This window comes from Amycolatopsis sp. NPDC045836 (assembly GCF_056431745.1).
The window spans coordinates 28,030-46,380 of record NZ_JBWKKF010000005.1 but is presented as its reverse complement, the minus strand read 5'-3'; the positions used below and the strand labels follow the sequence as shown (position 1 = coordinate 46,380).

At 71.6% G+C, this 18,351-nt stretch carries 17 protein-coding genes; 8 read left to right on the top strand and 9 right to left on the bottom strand.

Annotated elements, in window-relative coordinates; translation table 11 throughout:
- The first annotated feature begins 27 nt into the window (after positions 1-27).
- The 4 genes from AC07EG_RS09955 (at position 28) to AC07EG_RS09940 (ending at position 3,715) form a co-directional block, all read left to right on the top strand.
- Positions 28-594: an RNA polymerase sigma factor gene (locus AC07EG_RS09955; protein ID WP_478252674.1), complete on the top strand. Its 567-nt coding sequence runs from the start codon at positions 28-30 to the stop codon at positions 592-594.
- On the top strand, positions 587-1,648 hold the full coding sequence (locus AC07EG_RS09950; RefSeq protein WP_478252673.1) for a CU044_5270 family protein: 1,062 nt from the start codon (positions 587-589) through the stop codon (positions 1,646-1,648). Before AC07EG_RS09955 ends, AC07EG_RS09950 begins: the two co-directional genes overlap by 8 nt.
- Positions 1,649-1,711: 63 nt before the next feature.
- Positions 1,712-2,635, top strand: a complete 924-nt coding sequence (locus AC07EG_RS09945; RefSeq protein WP_478252672.1) for a serine hydrolase — start codon at positions 1,712-1,714, stop codon at positions 2,633-2,635.
- A 15-nt stretch (positions 2,636-2,650) separates the two neighbouring features.
- Entirely contained in the window at positions 2,651-3,715 is a 1,065-nt protein-coding gene (locus AC07EG_RS09940) for a DUF2293 domain-containing protein (protein ID WP_478252671.1), read from the top strand.
- Positions 3,716-4,343: 628 nt separating this feature from the next.
- Here AC07EG_RS09940 and AC07EG_RS09935 read toward each other — a convergent pair.
- The 4 genes from AC07EG_RS09935 to AC07EG_RS09920 all read right to left on the bottom strand — a co-directional run bounded on the left by AC07EG_RS09935 (position 4,344) and on the right by AC07EG_RS09920 (position 8,123).
- Positions 4,344-4,775, bottom strand: coding sequence for a CBS domain-containing protein (locus AC07EG_RS09935; RefSeq protein ID WP_478252670.1), 432 nt, complete (start codon positions 4,773-4,775; stop codon positions 4,344-4,346).
- Positions 4,776-4,872: 97 nt separating this feature from the next.
- Positions 4,873-5,751 (bottom strand): alpha/beta fold hydrolase, encoded by an 879-nt coding sequence (locus AC07EG_RS09930; protein WP_478252669.1) that lies wholly within the window; start codon positions 5,749-5,751, stop codon positions 4,873-4,875.
- 48 nt (positions 5,752-5,799) lie between these two features.
- Entirely contained in the window at positions 5,800-7,203 is a 1,404-nt protein-coding gene (gene pdxR / locus AC07EG_RS09925; RefSeq protein WP_478252668.1) for a MocR-like pyridoxine biosynthesis transcription factor PdxR, read from the bottom strand.
- An 8-nt stretch (positions 7,204-7,211) separates the two neighbouring features.
- Positions 7,212-8,123, bottom strand: coding sequence for a neutral zinc metallopeptidase (locus tag AC07EG_RS09920; protein WP_478252667.1), 912 nt, complete (start codon positions 8,121-8,123; stop codon positions 7,212-7,214).
- Positions 8,124-8,177: 54 nt separating this feature from the next.
- On the opposite strand from AC07EG_RS09920, the gene AC07EG_RS09915 reads away from it, so the two are divergent.
- Positions 8,178-10,202 (top strand): prolyl oligopeptidase family serine peptidase, encoded by a 2,025-nt coding sequence (locus AC07EG_RS09915; RefSeq protein WP_478252666.1) that lies wholly within the window; start codon positions 8,178-8,180, stop codon positions 10,200-10,202.
- Here the strand turns inward: AC07EG_RS09915 and AC07EG_RS09910 are convergent.
- Together AC07EG_RS09910 and AC07EG_RS09905 are read right to left on the bottom strand one after the other, a co-directional pair.
- Positions 10,189-10,506 (bottom strand): DMT family transporter, encoded by a 318-nt coding sequence (locus AC07EG_RS09910; protein ID WP_478252665.1) that lies wholly within the window; start codon positions 10,504-10,506, stop codon positions 10,189-10,191. The genes AC07EG_RS09915 and AC07EG_RS09910 overlap by 14 nt on opposite strands.
- The gene (locus AC07EG_RS09905) at positions 10,503-11,144 is read right to left on the bottom strand and encodes an FMN-dependent NADH-azoreductase (protein ID WP_478252664.1); all 642 of its coding nucleotides are present in this window, start codon (positions 11,142-11,144) and stop codon (positions 10,503-10,505) included. The genes AC07EG_RS09910 and AC07EG_RS09905 overlap by 4 nt, the downstream gene beginning before the upstream one ends.
- A gap of 83 nt (positions 11,145-11,227) precedes the next feature.
- Between AC07EG_RS09905 and AC07EG_RS09900 the strand changes: the two genes are divergently transcribed.
- The gene (locus tag AC07EG_RS09900; protein ID WP_478252663.1) at positions 11,228-11,785 is read left to right on the top strand and encodes a TetR/AcrR family transcriptional regulator; all 558 of its coding nucleotides are present in this window, start codon (positions 11,228-11,230) and stop codon (positions 11,783-11,785) included.
- 14 nt (positions 11,786-11,799) lie between these two features.
- On the opposite strand, the gene AC07EG_RS09895 is transcribed toward AC07EG_RS09900, so the two are convergent.
- A complete protein-coding gene (locus AC07EG_RS09895) occupies positions 11,800-13,275 on the bottom strand; it encodes an amidohydrolase family protein (RefSeq protein WP_478252662.1) in 1,476 nt (491 codons plus the stop codon).
- Positions 13,276-13,332: 57 nt separating this feature from the next.
- On the opposite strand from AC07EG_RS09895, the gene AC07EG_RS09890 reads away from it, so the two are divergent.
- Positions 13,333-16,299, top strand: a complete 2,967-nt coding sequence (locus AC07EG_RS09890; RefSeq protein ID WP_478252661.1) for a DEAD/DEAH box helicase — start codon at positions 13,333-13,335, stop codon at positions 16,297-16,299.
- Complete coding sequence (locus AC07EG_RS09885; protein WP_478252660.1) at positions 16,296-17,003, top strand: SWIM zinc finger family protein; 708 nt, start codon at positions 16,296-16,298, stop codon at positions 17,001-17,003. The genes AC07EG_RS09890 and AC07EG_RS09885 overlap by 4 nt, the downstream gene beginning before the upstream one ends.
- Here AC07EG_RS09885 and AC07EG_RS09880 read toward each other — a convergent pair.
- Both AC07EG_RS09880 and AC07EG_RS09875 read right to left on the bottom strand, forming a co-directional pair.
- Positions 16,974-17,642 (bottom strand): maleylpyruvate isomerase family mycothiol-dependent enzyme, encoded by a 669-nt coding sequence (locus AC07EG_RS09880; protein WP_478252659.1) that lies wholly within the window; start codon positions 17,640-17,642, stop codon positions 16,974-16,976. The two genes, AC07EG_RS09885 and AC07EG_RS09880, sit on opposite strands and share 30 nt — an antisense overlap.
- A complete protein-coding gene (locus AC07EG_RS09875) occupies positions 17,633-18,268 on the bottom strand; it encodes a pyridoxine/pyridoxamine 5'-phosphate oxidase (RefSeq protein ID WP_478252658.1) in 636 nt (211 codons plus the stop codon). Before AC07EG_RS09875 ends, AC07EG_RS09880 begins: the two co-directional genes overlap by 10 nt.
- Positions 18,269-18,351 lie beyond the last annotated feature (83 nt).

Here is an 18,351-nt window from a genome sequence, read left to right as displayed (position 1 = left end):
GGCGGGCGGCCGCGACCAATCACCGGTGTGCAAAACCTGACCGGCACGAGACCGCCGCTCGCCGAGCTGTACGCCGAACACGCCCGGCTGCTGCACCACTACCTCGCCCGCCGGGTCGGCGCGCAGATCGCGGACGACCTGGTGGCCGAAGCCTTTCTGATCTTCTGGGAGCAGCGCGCCGACTACGACCCGAGCCGGGCGTCGGCCAAATCCTGGTTGTACGGGATCGCCACCAATCTGCTGCGCAAGCACGTCCGGACCGAAGAACGCCGGCTCCGCGCGTGGACCAAGCACGGAGCCCGGCTGGTTTCGCACGATGACGTGGGAACGCGAGCCGTGGAGACCGTGGACGCACAGGTGCTGGCGGAACGGCTGGCCGGCGAGGTGGCTTCGCTGCGCCCCGAGGAGCGAGACGTCCTGTTGCTGACCGCGTGGGCGGACCTCGGCCCGACCGAGATCGCCGAGGTGACCGGTGTGGCGGTGACGACCGTTCGGGTCCGCCTGTTCCGGGCTCGCGCCCGGTTGCGGGAGAGCGCGCGGGCGTTCCAGTCCGAATCCCACACCTCCCAGGCGAAAGGGGACGGCTATGCGTGAAGACGAACTTGTCGACAAAGCACTCGGAGAAATCCATCGGGAAACCCCGGCGATAAGCGAGGAAAGCTATCAGGCGGGTTATGCCAAAGTTCTGGCGCTGAGCAGTGGTGCCGCGGTCGGCACGGCGACTGTGGTGACGCCCTTGGTGACGCGGCCGCGGTCGCCAAAAAGGAGATGGCTCCCGGTGGCGGCGAGCGCCTTGCTCGTGGCCGGGATCGCGACGCCGATGCTGTGGCAAAGCGGTGGGCTCGAAAGCACGCCGCCCGGGGCGGGCGGCCTTCTCGAACGCGCGGCGGTCGCCGCAGAGCGCGGGTCCTCGCTGGCACCCGGTCAGTACGAATACACCCGGTCGACCGTGCTCTCCTCCGAGGTTCCCCTGTTCGCCACCAGCGCGGTCGATCTGCGCGGTTGCCGGTACAGCGTGCTGACGGGGGTGGAAGTCTGGCGGCCCGCCGACCCGGCGGCGGAGTGGTTGCAGGTCCGGCTTCCGCAGGCAACGAAGTGGCCAGCCGAATGCACAGCCGAGCAGAAGACCGCCATCGAAAACCTCGCACCGCAGGACAGCGCCTCGGCGCCCAGGGAACAGCGTGCCGCGTACGGCAGATTCATCACCTATGCCGGTGATCAGCCCGTCGGCGACCCGCCCAGCGCGGCGCTGGCCCGTTCCGCTCCGCGCGACCCGCAGGCACTGCTGAACCGCATCCACACCGAGCTGGGATCCGCCCCGGGCACGGACACACGCCGCGTAGTGATCAAGGCGCTCGAACTGCTGCACCTGTCCGAGACGCCGCCCGACCTCCGCGCCAGCTTGTTCCGGGTGCTCGCTCTGGTTCCCGGCGCGGAAGTCATCGAGGGGACGACGACCTTCGACGGGCGCCATGCGACCTCAATCGCCTTCACCGAGAGGCCCCATCGCGAAGAACTCCTGATCGATCCGGTGAGTGCCGAGCTCATCGGAAACCGCACCAGCTACCTCGATGAACAGCAACAGCACGTGGTCGACGATGCCTACCGGATCTCCGCGACGGTGGACCGGGAGGGGGCGCGACCGTAACGACAGGCAACCGACAGCAAGTGGTAACCGCAGGAAAACACTCGATCGGGTTATATCGGATGCATGCGATCTCGGTCCGTGGTGTTCGGCCTGGTCGCCGCCCTGGTGGTGGCGGGTGGGTTGACCTCGTTGGCCGTGGTCACCGGGCCGGACCCGAAGTCCGAGCTGGCGTTGGCGCTGCCATCGACGGTGGCACTGGCGCCAGACAGCCCCTCGGCGTCCAGCACGGCTGAGCCGGAGGTGCCGCTCACCGAGGAGGAGCGGGCCGAACTGGCGTCGGCGGTGGTCGCAGCGGTGGAGTCGGCCGCACCGGGCACCGAACTCGGGCTGGCGGTGTTCGACCGGGTGACCGGCTCACCGGTGGCCGCCGACAACGCCGGGTCGCCGTTCTACTCGGCGTCGGTGGTGAAGCTGCTGATCGCGATCGACCTGCTGCACGACGCGGGCTGGACCGCGGACGAACGTGCCGCGGAGATCCTCGGTCAGTTGCTCGGCGCGAGCAACGACGGGGTGGCCGACTCGCTGTGGGCGGCCGGGGGTCGCCGTGACATCGTGCGGCAGGCGGTCGCGTTGATCGGGCTGGCGGACACCACTCCCCCGAACGTCTCGGACGAATGGGAAATGACCCGGATGAGCGCGCAAGACGTGGTCACCACCTACGAGTACATCCACCACCGGATCCCGGAGCCCGCCCGCGAAGTGCTGCTGGCCGCCCTCACCGGCCCGGACGAGCACGCAGCCGACGGGTTCGACCAGTTCTTCGGCATTCCGGCGGCGCTGCCCGGAACGACCTGGGGCGTGAAGCAGGGCTGGATGCGGGCGGCGGGGCACGTCGTGCTGCACACCACCGGGGTGGTCGGTGATCGCTACTCGGTGGCACTGCTGACCCACCAGCCCTCGCGGCTGAGCTACGAGGCGGCGGCGCAGGCCCTCACCGCGGGCGTCGGCGCGCTGGCGCCGGTGTTGTCCGGTGCGGAGAAGGGCTAAGTAAGCTCGCTGTCCGTGGTCACGCCAGAGCCGCCCAAGATCCAGCGCCGGGTGATTTCGGCTGCCGGTATCGCGCTGAAGACGAAGAACCAGGTTGTCCCGCTCGAGGTGCTCAACGCGCTCGGGTGGCTGCCGTCCGCCCGTGTGGACGAGTGGCGGCGGGGGCAGCTCGCGCACCTCGGTGACAGCATCGCCGTCGACACCGGCAAGGTGCGCACCGCTTTGCGTTACTTGAGCGACTGGGCGGCCGAACGCGGACTTCGCGCCACCGAGGCGAGCTACCTGGCCGCCACGCGCGACCGTCGCCCGTTGCGGTTCACCGCTGACGGAGACGACACCCTCGAACGCCTCTTCCACACGCACTGGGTCTCCGCGGAGCTGTCGGAGAAAAGGCTCGAACGGTTGCAGGAGCGGCAGAGCAAGGCGCCGGACCTCGTGGTCGTTCGCGCGGCGAAGGCGTGGGTGTGCGGAGGTTGCGGCCTTCGGGGTGACACGGGTTCGCTGGTGTTCGAAGAGGACAAGACCTCGCTTTGCCTGGCCTGCGCCGACTTCGACCACCTGCACTTCCTGGCCTCGGGCAACGCGGCCCTGTCACGGCGGGCGAAGACGGAGAGCAAGTTGTCCGCCGTGGTGGTCGAGTTCAACCGGCGGCGCAAGCGGTACCAGCGCGTCGGCACGCTCGTCGAGGAGGACGCACTGGAACGAGCCGAGCAGCGATGCCTCGCGGACGAGGACGCCCGCGCCCGCCGCCGCGAACGCGACGCCGAACGCCGGATCACCGCCGACGCCGAGTTCCAGTCCGAGCTGACCGCAGCCATCCGAGAGGCTTTCCCGCACTGCCCCGCCGACCGTGCACGTGCCATCGCCGAACACGCGGGCGTCCGCGGCAGTGGCCGCGTGGGCCGCTCGGCCGCAGGCCGCGCACTCGACGAGGACGCCGTACGTGCAGCGGTGGTCGCCTCGATCCGCCACCTCGACACCGACTACGACGCCCTGCTCATGGCCGGCGTCCCCCGAGCCGACGCCCGCGAACGCATCCGCCCCACCATCGACCGCGTGCTCGCCCGCTGGCAAGGCTGACTCCCGCTTCGCGCCACTGCACCCGGTCTTGCTTCGCTGAACCCCGGCTCTGCGATCGGAACTCATTGTGCCGAGCCAGCTCGGCCTGGACTGACTCGGCTTTGCCTGCCACGGCTGGGCCTCTTCAGTTGAAGCCGCTCTCGGCCGAGTGGGCCAGTTCGCCTTGCTCAGTTTGGTCCGATTACGACGGCTCGCTCACCGCTGCGACGGGCTTGTTCGGGTGGGAGCGCGGGCAATCACCGGCGGTGCAGTGCCAGGCTCAGCGGGCACGGCTGCTTGACGGGCACCGCTGGCTCGACAGGCATAGCGGGCTTGGCGGGCATAGCTGGCTTGGCGGGGGCAGTGGGCTCGCCCGGAGACGGTGGGCTCGCCCGGAGACGGTGGGCTCGCCGGAGACGGTGGGCTCGGCGGAGACGGTGGGCTCGCCCGGGGACGGTGGGCTCGCCGGAAGCGGTGGGCTCGCCCGGGAAGGTGGGCTCGCCGGAAGCGGTGGGCTCGCCGGAAGCGGTGGGCTCGCCGAAAGCGGTTGGCTCGCCGGAGACGGTGGGCTGGGCGGGCGTTGGCTGGTTTCGTTGTTGACGCTGGCTTTGGGGTTACGGCGGCGGCAGAATTCGGCGGAGTGCGGGGGTTACCCCTGGGCGATGTAGGCCTGCAACTGGTCTTGGCGTTCTTCCAGTTCGTTGAGGCGCGTCTTGACCACGTCGCCGATGCTGACGATGCCGGCGAGGCGGTTGTCGACGACCACGGGGACGTGCCGGATTCGGCGGTCGGTCATCACGGCGCTCAGATGGTCGACCGAATCCTCCGGGGTGCAGGTGGCCACCAGGGTGGTCATGATCTCCGACACCGGGCACGCCAGCAGCTCCGGGCCCCGGTCGTGCAGGCGGCGCACGACGTCCCGTTCGGACACGATGCCGACGACGGCATCATCCGGGCTCAGGACCACCAGGGCGCCGACGTTGTGTTCGGCGAGTCCGGCCAGCAGCTCGGTCACACTGGCATCCGGCGCCACGGTGGCCACCAGTGTTCCCTTGCTCCGCAACACGTCGGCGATGCGCATAGCTGCTCCCTCCGCTGGTGACCCGGCTCACACCAGGTTAGGGGCAGCGGGCCGGGTACGAAAGTCGCGAACCGGACACCACCGGGGTGGACGTGTCTCAGCCGAGGAGGTCACGCAGCGCGGCGACCACCTCCTCCGGCCGCTCTTCGGGCAGGAAGTGCCCGCACGCCAGCGTTCCGGTGGTCAGCTCCGGCGCCCACGAGCGCCACACGGCCGCCGGGTCGAACGGCAGCGGGCCTTCGCCCGGGTCCTGCCACAGCGCCAGCGCCGGCATGGGCAGCGTCCGGCCGCGCGCTTTGTCCTCCTTGTCGTGTTCCAGGTCGAAGAACACCCCGGCCCGGTAGTCCTGGCAGATCGCGTGGATCACCTCGGGGCGCCGCAGGGCCTGCAGGTACTCCGCCCGGACACCGCCGGGCAGCGCACCGGGCGCCTTCGTCCAGGAATCCAGGAAGTGCCCGAAGAACGCCTCCGGATCCGCCCCGATCATCCGCTCCGGCAACGGTTCCGGGTGCGCCAGGAAGTACAGGTGGAAGGCGAACACCCCACCGGCACCGGCCAGTGCGCCGAAGACGTCCACCGCGGGCAGCGTGTCGAGCACCGCCACGTGCGTCACCCGGTCGGCGTGCTCCAGCGCCAGCCGGAAGGCGACCAGGCCACCGCGGTCGTGCCCGGCCACGGCGAACCGCTGGTGGCCCAGCGTGGTCATCAGCTCGGCGAACGTGGCCGCCGTCGCCCGTTTCGAGTAGTGCTCGACGCCCTCCCCCGGCGGTCCGCTGTCGCCGTAACCGGGCAGGTCGGGGCAGACGACGGTGTACGCCTCGGCGAGCGCGGGCGCCACCGACCGCCAGGTCAGGTGGGTCTGCGGGAATCCGTGCAGCAGCAGGATCGGCGGGCCCTTGCCACCGATGGCGAAGTGCAGCTCGGTGCCGTCGACGGCGAGGCGGCGGGTGGTGAAGCCGGGGATGCGGGTGGTCATGCAGCCAAGGTGGCACGCGGGTACGACAGTTTCGAACCAGAGCGGGATTCAGTGCAGGAGTCCGCGCAACCGCCCCATGCCCGCTTCGATCCTGTCGAACGGGATGCCGCCGTACCCGAACACCAGGCCCGGCCGGTGCCCCGGCCGCACCGCGTACTCGTCCAGCGTGTTGATCAGCACCCCGGCCCGCAGCGCCCGAGCCGCCACCGGTGCGGCCGGTCCAGCACCACAGGCGCTCACGTGCAACCCCGCCGCCGACGGGATCGGCGTCAGCACGTCCGCGAAATCCCGTTCCAGCAAGGAAACCACCAGGTCGTGCCGCCGCCGGTACTCCCGTCGCATGCGCCGGACGTGCGCGGCAAGGCCACCTTCGTCGATGAACCGAGCGAGCGCCGCCTGCACCGGGCCCGCGGAATGCCAGTCGCTGACGAAACGCGCCTTCGCCACCACCCGGCACAGCGAAGCCGGGGCCACCAGGAAGCCGAGGCGCAGACCGGGTGAGAGCACTTTGGAGAACGAGCCGACATAAGCCACGCGACCGCCGGCGTCCAAGCCGTACAACGGCTCCAGCGGCCTGCCGTGGTACCGGAACTCGGTGTCGTAGTCGTCCTCGACCAGCACCGCCCCGGTTTCCCCGGCCCAGGCCACCAGATCCAGCCGCCGGTCGAGCGACATCGGCAGGCCGAGCGGGAACTGGTGCGACGGTGTGACGTACACCAGTTTGGTGCCCCGCGGCAGGTCAGCCACCCGCAGGCCCTCGGCGTCCACGCCGACCGGGACCACCTCGGCCCCGAGCGCCTCGAACACCAGCCGCGCGGGCGGATATCCGGGGTCTTCCACGGCCACCCGGTCGCCGGGGCGCAGCACCGCCCGGCCGATCAGGTCGAGCGCCTGCTGCGCGCCGCTGGTCACCACGACCTCGTCCCGCCCGGCCCGCACGTCCCGCGAAACCGCGATGTGCCGGGCGATCGCCTCCCGCAATCCGGCGTGCCCGGCCGGATCGCCGTACCCCAGCGAGGCCGCGGCCGACGCACGCACCTCGTCACCGAGCAGCCGGCGCCAGGTGTCGAACGGGAACCGGCCGACGTCCGGCACCCCGGCCTGGAAGTCGTACTCGGCGCGGACCCCGGCCGGCGACGGCAGCCGCACCCGGTCCCACACCGCGGCCGTCTCGATCGGGAACTCGGCGCCACGGGCCGGTCGCCGTTCGCCCCGGCTGGTTCGCACGAAGGTGCCCGCACCGACCCGGCCTTCGAGGAAGCCTTCGCCGGTGAGCCGGTCGTAGGCGGCGCTCACCGTGTTGCGCGAGACCGCCAGCCGTTCGGCCAGTTCCCGCGTCGGCGGCAGCGCCTCACCCGCGCGCAGCCTGCCGTCGAGGATCGCCTCGCGGATCTGCCGGTAGATCTCCTCCCGACGCCCGCGGCCCGCCTCGGTGTCGATGTGGATCTCCACGCGGCTGCCTAGCGGACTTCGCCTTCGGCGGCGGAGAAGGTGTTGCACGCCGAGGTCGACGCCTGGAAGCCCGCCTTGGCCCACTTCACCTGGTTCGGCAGGGTGCCGTGGCTGTCGCTGGCGATGGAGTTCTCGAACTCCTTGACCCCCTGCTGCGCGAGCGCCTTGCTGATCGAGCCGCGGCCGCTGGTGCTGGCCAGGAACAAGCCCGCGAAGCAGTTCGCCTGCAGTTCGAGCCGCCGGGTGACCCGCAGTTCCTCCGGGCTGTCCTCGCCGTGCGCCGACATCTCCTCGAACGCGGCCTCCATGATGCCGCTCAGCGACTGCACGTGGTGGCCGTACTCGTGCGCGAGCACCGCCAGGTGCGCCGCCTGCACCGTGCCCACCGTCTCCAGCAAGCGTTTGCGCGGCATGTGGATGGCGTTGTCGGCCGGGCAGTAGAACGCGGTGGCCTGCTCCTTCGGCGGCAATCCACCGCACGAGCTCTGCGAGTCGTCCTTGATCTGCAGGTTCGGGGTGGAGAACGGCTCGCCGACGCCCTCCAGCACCGGCTTCCACGCCGCGTCGAGGCAGCGCATCGCCGCCTCGTAGTACGCCTGGAGCTGTTCCTCCGAGCGGCGCAGCGACGGCAGCTGGCAGTTGGTCTGCGGCAGTTCGACGCCCTCGGCGAGCAGCGGGTTGGCCGCGGTCTCCAGCACCGGCGCCGGCTTGCCCGGCTCGCGCTGCGAATTGACCCCGGTCCCGGCGGCCTGCGCCTGCCCGGTGACGACCGTCTCACCGAAGGTGAGCACGCCGAGGCCGGGCAGGGCGACCGCGGCCACGATGGCCACCACCAGCACGAGCACCCCCAGCACCCGGACGGGTGAGTTCTTCGGTGGCGGCGCGGGTGGCGGCCAGCCCGGCATCGGCTCGATGTTCATTTCCCCCACCCTCGGCAGCTGTGATGAGGATACCGGTAGGCGAGACTGGAGGACATGAGCGAGATCGACAACGACCCGTACCTCTGGCTGGAGGACGTCACCGGCCAGGAGGCGCTCGACTGGGTCCGGGCCCGCAACGCCGAAACCGTGGCCGAACTCACCGGCGGCGAGCGGTTCGGCGAGCTGCGCGACCGGGTCCGCGAGGTGCTGGACGCCGACGACCGGATCCCGTACGTCCGGCGGCGCGGTGCGCACCTGTACAACTTCTGGCGCGACGGCGAGCACCCGCGCGGCTTGTGGCGGCGCACCACGCTGGAGGAGTACCGCACCCCGCGGCCCGACTGGGAGCTGCTGCTCGACGTCGACGCCCTCGCCGAGGCCGAAGGCGAGAACTGGGTCTGGCACGGCGCGAACGTGCTGCGGCCGGACCTGCGGCGCTGCCTGGTTTCGCTGTCCCGAGGCGGGGCCGACGCAACCGTCGTGCGTGAGTTCGACCTCGAAACCCGCGAGTTCGTCGAGCACGGCTTCGAACTGCCCGAAGCGAAGACCCGGATGAGCTGGATCGACCGCGACCGCGTGTTCGTGGGCACCGACACCGGCCCCGGCTCGCTGACCAACTCGGGTTATCCGCGGGTCATCCGGGAGTGGCGCCGGGGCACGCCCGTCGGCGAAGCCCCGGTCGTCTACGAGGGCAAGCCCGAGGACGTGGCGGTGTTCGCCTACCACGACTTCACCGAGGGTTACGAACGCGACTTCGTCGGCCGCAGCATCGACTTCTACCGCTCCGAGCGCTACCTCCGGGCCGCCGACGGCACGCTCACCCGCATCGACGTGCCCGACGACGCGCAGCCGTCGGTCCACCGCGACTGGCTGCTGATCCGCCTCCGCTCACCCTGGACCACCGGGGGCCGCGAGTACCCGGCAGGCGCCCTGCTCGCCGCCGACTTCGACGCCTACCTCGCCGGTGCGCGCGAGCTGACCGTGCTGTTCCGCCCCGACGCGCACACCTCGCTCGAGTACTACACCTGGACCCGCGACCACCTGCTGCTCGGCACGCTGTCCGACGTCAAGGCCAGGTTGCGGGTGCTCACCCCCGGTCCGGACGGCTGGGCCGACGAACCGCTGCCGGGTGCACCGGAGGTGGGCAGCGCGGACATCGTGGACACCGATCCGGACCACAGCAACGAGTACTTCCTCGACGTCAGCGGCTACACCCAGCCGTCGACCCTGGTGCGCGGGGTGATCGGTGAGCAGGCCGAGCCGATCCGCTCGGCGCCGTCCTTCTTCGACAGCGCGGGCGTCACCGTGACGCAGCACTTCGCCACCTCCGACGACGGCACCGCGATCCCGTACTTCGTGGTCCGCCCGGAGGGTGCCGAGAACGGCCCGACCCTGCTCTACGGCTACGGCGGCTTCGAGGTCTCGCTGACGCCGTCCTACAGCGGGGCCATGGGACGCGCGTGGCTCTCGCGGGGCGGAACGTACGTGGTGGCCAACATCCGCGGTGGTGGCGAGTACGGCCCCCGGTGGCACACGCAGGCCGTGAAGGCCGAGCGGCACCTGGTGTACGAGGACTTCGCCGCCGTGGCGAAGGACCTCGTCGCCCGCGGCATCACCACCCCGGACCGGCTGGGCATCCAGGGCGGCAGCAACGGCGGCCTGCTGATGGGCGTGATGCTCACCCGCTACCCCGAGCTGTTCGGCGCGATCGTCTGCCAGGTGCCGCTGCTGGACATGCGGCGCTACCACAAGCTGCTGGCCGGGGCCTCCTGGATGGCCGAGTACGGCGACCCCGACGAGCCGGACGAGTGGTCCTACATCGGTGAGTACTCGCCGTACCAGAACGTCCACAGCGGACGGGACTATCCGCCGATCCTGTTCGTCACCTCGACCAGGGACGACCGGGTGCACCCCGCGCACGCCAGGAAGATGGTGGCGCGCATGCGTGAGCTGGGCTACCCGGTGCGCTACCACGAGAACATCGAAGGCGGCCACGGTGCCGCCGCCGACAACGAGCAGCTGGCCTTCAAGACCGCGCTGACCTACGAGTTCCTGTGGCAGCAGCTCAGCGCTCGGTGAGCCGGGCCAGCACGATGCCGCCGACGATCAGGCTCAGCGCGGCCAGCCTGCCCGCGCTGAGCGGATCGCGGTGCACCACCACGCCGAGCGCGATCGCGCCGACCGCGCCGATGCCGGTGAACACCGCGTAGGCGGTGCCGACCGGCAGCCCGTTCATCGCCCGGGACAGCAGGTAGACCGCGGCCACCCCGAGCACGAAGCACAGCAGGGTCGGCCAGGGCCTGGTGAAGTTCTCGGTGGGCTTGATGCTCTGCGTCCACCCGATCTCCACCAGGCCCGCGGCCACCAGCAGCAGCCAGCTCACGACACGAGCCGGTCGACCGCGGCCAGCGCGGCGGCGTGCGACGCCCGCCGCTTGCCGTCCAGTTCGGCCAGTGCCGGATCGACCACGGCGTTGGTCAGCTCGGTGTTGACGAAGGTCACGTCGGTGACCCCGAAGTGCCCGGCGAAGAAGTCACGCAGGTAGCGCTCCTGGTGGTCGAACGCCTCGCGCGGGGTACCCGGCCCGTACGCGCCACCGCGTGCGCTGACCACCACGAACGCCCGGCCCGCCAGCGACATGCGCGGAAAGGTGACCTGGTCGATCCAGGTCTTGAGCGCCGCGGGCACGGAGAAGTTGTACATCGGCGCACCGATCAGCACGAGGTCGGCGGCCAGCAGCTCGCCGAGCAGCGGCGAGACGACCGCCCAGGCCGCGCGCTGCGCTTCGGTGCGCACGGCTTCGGCGTACCGCGCCGGCTCGGTGATGCCGTGGGCCAGCAGGTGGTCGCAGATCTCGGTCCACGCCTCGCCGATCAGCGGCACGGGATCGGCGGCGAGGTCGCGGCGGGTGTACCCGGCGCCGGGATGAGCGGCGCGCCAGGACTCGGCGAAGCGCGCGGTCAGCTGCCGTGAGAAGGAGTCGCGGCGGGCGCTGGAATCGAGGTGGAGCAGATGGGCCATGACAGGTACCTCCCAGAAGTGGACACGGTGTCCACTTGCACCGTACGCGTCAAGTGGACACGATGTCCACTACGATCGGAGTCGTGACCGAACGCGCCGACGCCGCCAGGAACCGCGCCAAGGTGCTGGCCGCGGCCCAGACCCTGTTCGCCGAACGCGGCGCCGAGAACGTCACGATGGACGACATCGCCAAGGCCGCCGGGGTGGGCCGCGGCACGCTCTACCGGCGCTACCCCGACCGCGCGGCGATCGCGGTCGCCCTGCTCGACGAGCACGAACGGGCGTTGCAGGAGCAGCTGATCCGCGGCGAGCCGCCGCTCGGGCCGGGCGCGCCGCCCGGCGAACGCCTGGCCGCCTTCTACGCCGCGATGCTCGACCTGCTCGCCGAGCACGGGCACCTGGTGCTGGGCAGCGAGATCGGCCACCAGCGCTTCGGCACCGGCGCCTACGGGTTCTGGCGGGTGCACGTGCACGCCCTGCTCACCGAAGCCGGCCTGCCCGACCCCGACGGCCTGGTCGACGCCGTGCTCGCGCCGCTGGCCCCGGAACTGTTCCGCTACCAGCGGGACCGCGGGGTGGAGCTGGACCGGCTCAAGGCGAGCCTGGCCCTGCTGGCCCGGCGGACCTGCGACCACCCGTGACGGCCACGCGCTGATCAGCGGCAACCGCAGCCGGACACCGGCGGGGGCGGGAACACCTGCTCGGCGGCTGCCTTCTCGATCCCGGCCAGCATCCGCGTGCGCTCGTCCGGGCCGAGGTAGCGGCCGCGGTGCACGACGGCGTGGATGCGGGCGGTGCTGGTGATGTCGGCCAGCGGGTCCTCGTCGAGCACCACCAGGTCGGCCACCTTGCCCGGCTCGACCGTGCCCGTGGTGCGCTCGCGGCCGAGGAAGCGGGCGGCGTCCCTGGTCGCGGCCTGCAGCGCACGCATCGGCGGGAGACCGGCTCGCACCAGCAACGCGAGTTCGTCGTGCAGCGAGAAACCCGGGAAGCAGAAGGCGTTGTTCGAGTCGGTCCCGGCTAGCACCGGCACGCCCGCCCGGTGCAGGTCCCCGGTCAGCGCCAGTTCGGCTTCGAAGAACCGGCGGTGCTCCTCGATCTCGGCCGGGGTGGCCGGTGCGGTCTGCTCGAGTTGCAGCCACCAGAAGTCGGTGATCGCCTTCGGCAGGTAGCGCAGGCGCGGGTCGTCGCGGTCGAACCCGCTCAGGGGCAGGGAAAGCGACCGCAGCACGCTGAGCGTCGGTGAGGTGTGGGTGCCGTTGCGCCGCAAGCGGTCGAACAGGCGGCGCGCGCGGCGGCGGTCGTGCGTGGCCGCGGCTTCCCGTTCCAGTGCGCGGGCGACGGTGTACCAGGCCTGCGGGTTCGCCGGGTCGACCGGTGTCGCCGCGAGCCGTTCACGCAGTTCGGCTTCCTTCTCCGACGTCGCGGTGAAGAAGCCGAACAGGTGCTCCATGCTGTGCTGTCCCGCGTCGGCGGCGTCGAGCGCGGACATGCGTTCCGGCACGTGGCCGACGAAGCGGAGTCCGACGCGCCGTGATTCGTCGGCGACCGCCGTCAGCGCTTCCGCGGACAGCATCGAATACACCTTGACGAAGTCCGCCCCCTGCTCCTTCACCGTGCGCACGGCGGCGCGTGCCTCCTCCGGGGTGCTGACCGAGATCGCGCCGGTGGGCCCGTGCACCGAATGCGGCCCGTCGATGAGGTTGCTCGCGATCACCATGCGCGGGCCGGTCACCGCGCCGCTTTCGATGCGCGACCGCAGTTCGGGCAGCTGCGGGTGGAAGTAGCCGTACATCTCCCGGATTCCGGTCACCCCGTTGACCACGTACAACGGCGGGTAGATCGTGTCCAGGGGCACGGTGTGCACGTGCATGTCCCACAACCCCGGGATGACGAACTTGCCGCGCAGGTCGACCACCCGCGCACCGGTGCGGGTGACCGGGCCGACCGCGGCGATCCGGTCGCCGGCCAGGGCGATCGTGCTGTTGCGGCGGGGTTTGCCGCCGGTCCCGTCGATCAGCGTGGCACCGGTGAGCACCAGTGGCGCGGCGGCACCCGCGGTCCCGGTGGTGGTGAGCAGGCCGCCTGCCACGGCGGCACCGCCTTTGAGGAAGTCACGTCGGCTGGGCATGGGGGCCACCGTGCACCTTCACGCAACGTCAGGGTCAAGCTCGGCTAGCGTGGTGGGGTGTTGGTGCTGCACGGCCTGGGCACCGCGGCCGGGGACGTCGCGTTGTGGGCGGAGGACGCGACGCTGCCCGCGTCGGTGGACGGCCCGCTGCCCGGCGCCGCCGTGGCGCACCCGTTCGCCGTCGGGGACCTGTCCGCGCTGGTGCCGGAAGGGCGGCCCGAGGTCCTGCCGCTGCTGCTGCCGTCGACCGTCCGGGGACCGCTCGCCTCACCCGAACTGGTCCGCGATCCGCTCGCCGAACCGGCGCCCGCGGTCGACGTCCGCCTGGAACCGTGGCTCGTCCCGGCCGTGGTGCTCTCCCCCGGGGTGGCCGCCGGTGTGCTGGCCCGGCTCACCGAAGCCCAGGTGCGCCTCGGCACCTCCCCGCACTACCTGCGCCAGGTGACCGCGTTCGCCGCGGACCTGGTCGACCGCGGGCGGGTGTTGCCGGGCTTGGGCACCGGCGTCGGCGGGCCGCGGGCCCGCTGGCGGCCCGCGCTGTCCGGAGTGGACTCCGCGCGGTTCGCCAAGCTGGCCGCCGCGATGCCGCCGGTCTGCCGTGCCCAGCCGGTGCGCCCCGAGGACACCGACGGCCGGGCGGCCACCGAGGTGCTGCGGTCGCTGCTCGACGCGTTGGTCGACCACGAGGTCCGCGTGCGGCTCGACGGCCTGGAGCTGGCCACGGGCTCCGGCACGACCGACTCGTGGTTGCGGGCGCTCACCGGTGAACCGCGGTTCGAGGCCGGCCGTCACGAAACCCGTGAGCTGCGTGACCGGATCGAGGCGTGGCAGGCGAGCGCGACCCACGACAGCGCCGTCCGCCTGGGTTTCCGGTTGCTGTCCCCGGAGCAGAGCGAACGGGAGGACTGGCGGCTGGAGTTCCTGCTGCAGGCGGTGGAAGACCCGTCCGTGTTGATCCCGGCGGACCAGGTCTGGCGGTCCGGGCAGCACGACGTGCTCAGCCGGTGGGTCCACCGCCCGCAGGAACTGCTGCTGACCGAACTCGGCCGGGCCAGCCGTCTCTTCCGGCGCCTGGACGAGGCTCTGGCCGGAGCGCGCCCTTCGGGGCTCGACCTCGACGCCGAGGGCGCCCACGACTTCCTCACCCAGGCCCCAGCGCTCGACGAAGCGGGTTACGGCGTGCTGGTGCCGAAGTCCTGGCGCCGCCCCGGTGACGTCACCCTCCGCCTGGACACGCACAGCAAAGCGGCCATCGGCGTGGTCACGAAGGACCGGCCGCTCGACCTCAAGCAGCTCGTCGACTACCGGTGGGAACTGTCGGTCGGCGCCCAGCGGCTGTCCGAAGCCGAACTGGCCTCGCTCGCCGCGGCGAAGGTGCCGCTGGTGCGGTTGCGCGGCCAGTGGACCCGCATCGACCAGCGCGGGCTCGCCGCCGGGCTGGCCTTCCTCGACGCCAACCGCCGCGGTGAGATGACGGTGGGCCAGGCGATCCGCCACCTCGGCGCCAGCCGGGTGCCGCTGCCGGTGGCCGAGGTCACCGGCGACGGCCGGTTCGGGGAGTTGCTCGCGGGCAAGGCCGATCGCTTCGTCGAACGCGTGGACACCCCGCCCGGCTTCCACGGCACGCTCCGGCCGTACCAGCGCCGCGGCCTCGCCTGGCTGGCGTTCCTCGACGAACTCGGCCTCGGTGCCTGCCTCGCCGACGACATGGGGCTCGGCAAGACGGTGCAGCTGCTGGCCTTGGAAGCGTTGTGCCGCAAGGATTCCCCGCGGCCGCCGACGTTGCTGGTGTGCCCGATGACGGTGGTCGGGAACTGGCGGCGGGAGGCCGCGCGGTTCACCCCCGGCCTCCGGGTGCACGTCCACCACGGCGCCGACCGGCAGCCGGTGACCGCCGCCGAGCACGACCTGGTGATCACCACGTACGCGCTCGCCGCCAGGGACGCCGCATCGCTGGGTGAGATCAGCTGGGACCGCGTCGTGCTCGACGAGGCGCAGAACGTGAAGAACAGCGCCTCCCAGCAGGCGAAGGCGGTGCGCGGCTTCACCGCCCGCCACCGGGTGGCCCTGACCGGCACCCCGGTGGAGAACCGGCTCGCCGAACTCTGGTCCATCATGGACTTCCTCAACCCGGGCTTCCTGGACTCCGCCAACACCTTCCGCGCGCGGTTCGCCGTCCCGATCGAACGGCACGGCGACCACCAGGCCGCCGCCCGGCTGCGCCGCGCCACCGGGCCGTTCGTGTTGCGGCGGCTGAAAACCGATCCCGCGGTCCTCGACGACCTGCCGGAACGCCTGGAGATCAAGCAGCTCTGCACGCTCACCGCGGAGCAGGTGACGCTGTACCGGGCGGTGGTCGACGACATGCTGAACCAGATCGACCAGGCCACCGAGATCAAGCGCAAGGGCCTGGTGCTGGCGACGATGTCGAAGCTGAAGCAGGTGTGCAACCACCCGGCGCACTTCTTCGGCGACGGCTCGGAGCTGGCCGGGCGGTCCGGAAAGCTGACGCGGCTCGAAGAGGTCCTCGAGGAGGTGCTGGCCGAGGGCGACAAGGCGCTCTGCTTCACCCAGTTCACCCGGTTCGGCGCGATGCTGGTGCCGTACCTGTCGGCGCGGTTCGACACCGAGGTGCTGTTCCTGCACGGCGGCACCAGCCAGCCGGAACGCGACCGGCTGGTCGAGCGGTTCCAGTCACCCGGCGGCCCGTCGCTGTTCCTGCTCTCGCTCAAGGCGGGCGGCACCGGGCTGAACCTGACCGCGGCCAACCACGTGCTGCACCTCGACCGCTGGTGGAACCCGGCGGTCGAGGACCAGGCCACCGACCGCGCCTTCCGCATCGGGCAGCGGCGCGACGTGCAGGTCCGCAAGTTCGCCTGCGCCGGCACGCTGGAGGAGAAGATCGACCGGATGCTGGCCGAGAAGGCGTCGCTGGCCAAGCTGGTGGTGGGGGCCGGGGAGCACTGGCTCACCGAGCTGTCCACCGAGAGCCTGCGTGAACTGCTCACCCTGGAGGCGTCGTGAGCTGGTGGTCCCGGCGGTTCCTGGACACCCTCGACGGGCTCGGCCTCGGCGGTCACCGCACCACCGGGCAGCGGTCCGCCCGTGCCGGGCAGGTGCTGCACCTGTCGGTGTCGACCAGCCTGGTCACCGCACTGGTCCGCGACTCCGGGCCCGATCCCCACCGCGTGCGGATCGCGGTCAAGGCGTTCGACTCGGCGGACTGGGCCCGGATCGAGCAGGAACTGGCGGGGCGGGCGGTGTTCGCGGCGAAGCTGCTCGCCGGGGAACTGCCCGCCGACCTCGAGGCCGTGTTCGAGCAGCTGGGCCTGAGCCTGTTCCCGCGCACCCTGCGGGAGATGACCATGGACTGCTCGTGCCCCGGCTGGGAGGTGCCGTGCCGGCACCTGGCCGCGGCCTGCCAGGTGCTCGCCGACTCCTTCGACGCCGACCCGTTCACCTATCTCGCCTGGCGTGGCCGCACCCGCGAGGACCTGCTGGACCGGTTGCGCGCGCTGCGCACGCACACCGCCGGGCGGGAGGCCGGGCCGCCTTCGCTGGCCGATCAGCTGGACTCGTTCTGGGGCGAGCGGACCGAGATCCCACCGGGGCGCGGTGCCACCACGCCGATCCTGGACCAGCTCGACCCGCTGACGCCGGTCACCGAACGCCTGCGCCCGGCCTACCGGGTGATGACCTCACGGCCACGGCCGGAGAACGGGCAGTGACCCGTCTTCCCGGCGACCGGCCAGCCAGGCGGTCAGCTCGGCGAGCGTGCCCCGCGCCTCGGCCTCCGGCCCGCTCCCCCAGGCCCACTCCCGCGGGTCGTCCACCGGCTTGAGCACCAGGCGAACGCCCTCGGGTGCTCGCGGAGCGAGGAAGTCGAGCACGTGCGCGCAGAAGTCGGCGGTCCAGTCGGTGTACCGGTAACCGAGGTCGGCGTCGGCGAAGTGGATCTCCAGCTCGCGCCACCAGCAGTACACCGTGCCCAGCAACGGGCCTTCGCGGTAGCAGACCGGTCGCTGCCAGCCGTCTTCGGGCACCCGTGCCCACACGGCTTCGAGTTCCTCGATCGAGCCGAGCACGCCTTCGCGCAACTCGGCGGCCGAGCGACCCGCGCCCGCCTCGATCCCGCCGTCACGCCCGGCCCGGCCCCCGTCGTAGACCTCGATCGTCTTGCCCACCAGGGCGTATTCGGCTTGGCGGCGGAACGCGCGGCCGAGGTTCTCCAGGTGGGTCAGCACGTGACCGCGGGACCAGCCGGGCAGCAGCGACGGCCCGCGGGCTTCGTCGTCGGTCAGTTCGACGAGCCGTTTCGCCAGCCGTTCGTGACCGGCGGTGATGTTCGCCCGGGGGTTCAGGGCCACAGTTGCTCCTTCGTCCAGCTCCCGGCCGCCCGGCGGTAGTTGACCCGGATGTGGCGGCGCTCTTCGTTTCCTTGCCAGAACTCGATTTCGTCCGGGACCACGGTGCCGACCACCCAGTCCGGCGCGACCAGGTCCGGCTCCAGCCGGACGCGTTCGCGGGCCTCGGCCAGCGCGGTGTCCAGTTCGGCGCGGTCGGCCAGCGGCGTGCTCTGGCGGCCGAGCAACGCGACGGCACGGGAACTGTCGCTCCTGGCGAGGAAGTCCCGCGTGCCGTCGGCGGTCTCCGCCCGGCCGCGCACGCGGACCTGCCTGCCCAGCGGCGCCCAGTAGAAGGTCAGCGCCGCCCACGGGGTGCCCGCCAGCTCCTTCCCCTTGCGCCCCGCCGAGCCGAAGGCGAACTGGAAGCCCTCGGCGGTCAGGTCCTTGAGGATGAGCACCCGGGCCGACGGGCGCCCGCTGTCGTCCACAGTGGACAACGTCATCGCGTGCGGCTCGCGGACCCCCGCGTCGATGGCCTCGCACAACCAGTCCGCGAACAGCACCAGCGGATCGGCCGGGGTGCTGTCCGGGTCGAACGCGGGCAGCGGTCCCGCCAGCGACGGCAGCGCCCGCAGCAGTTCACGCATCCAGTCCCCTAATGGTTCGTGCTTCGTAGTCCGTTAGGAAGTTAGTCGACCGAGCTAATGAGAACAAGAGCTTCGTGCATTAG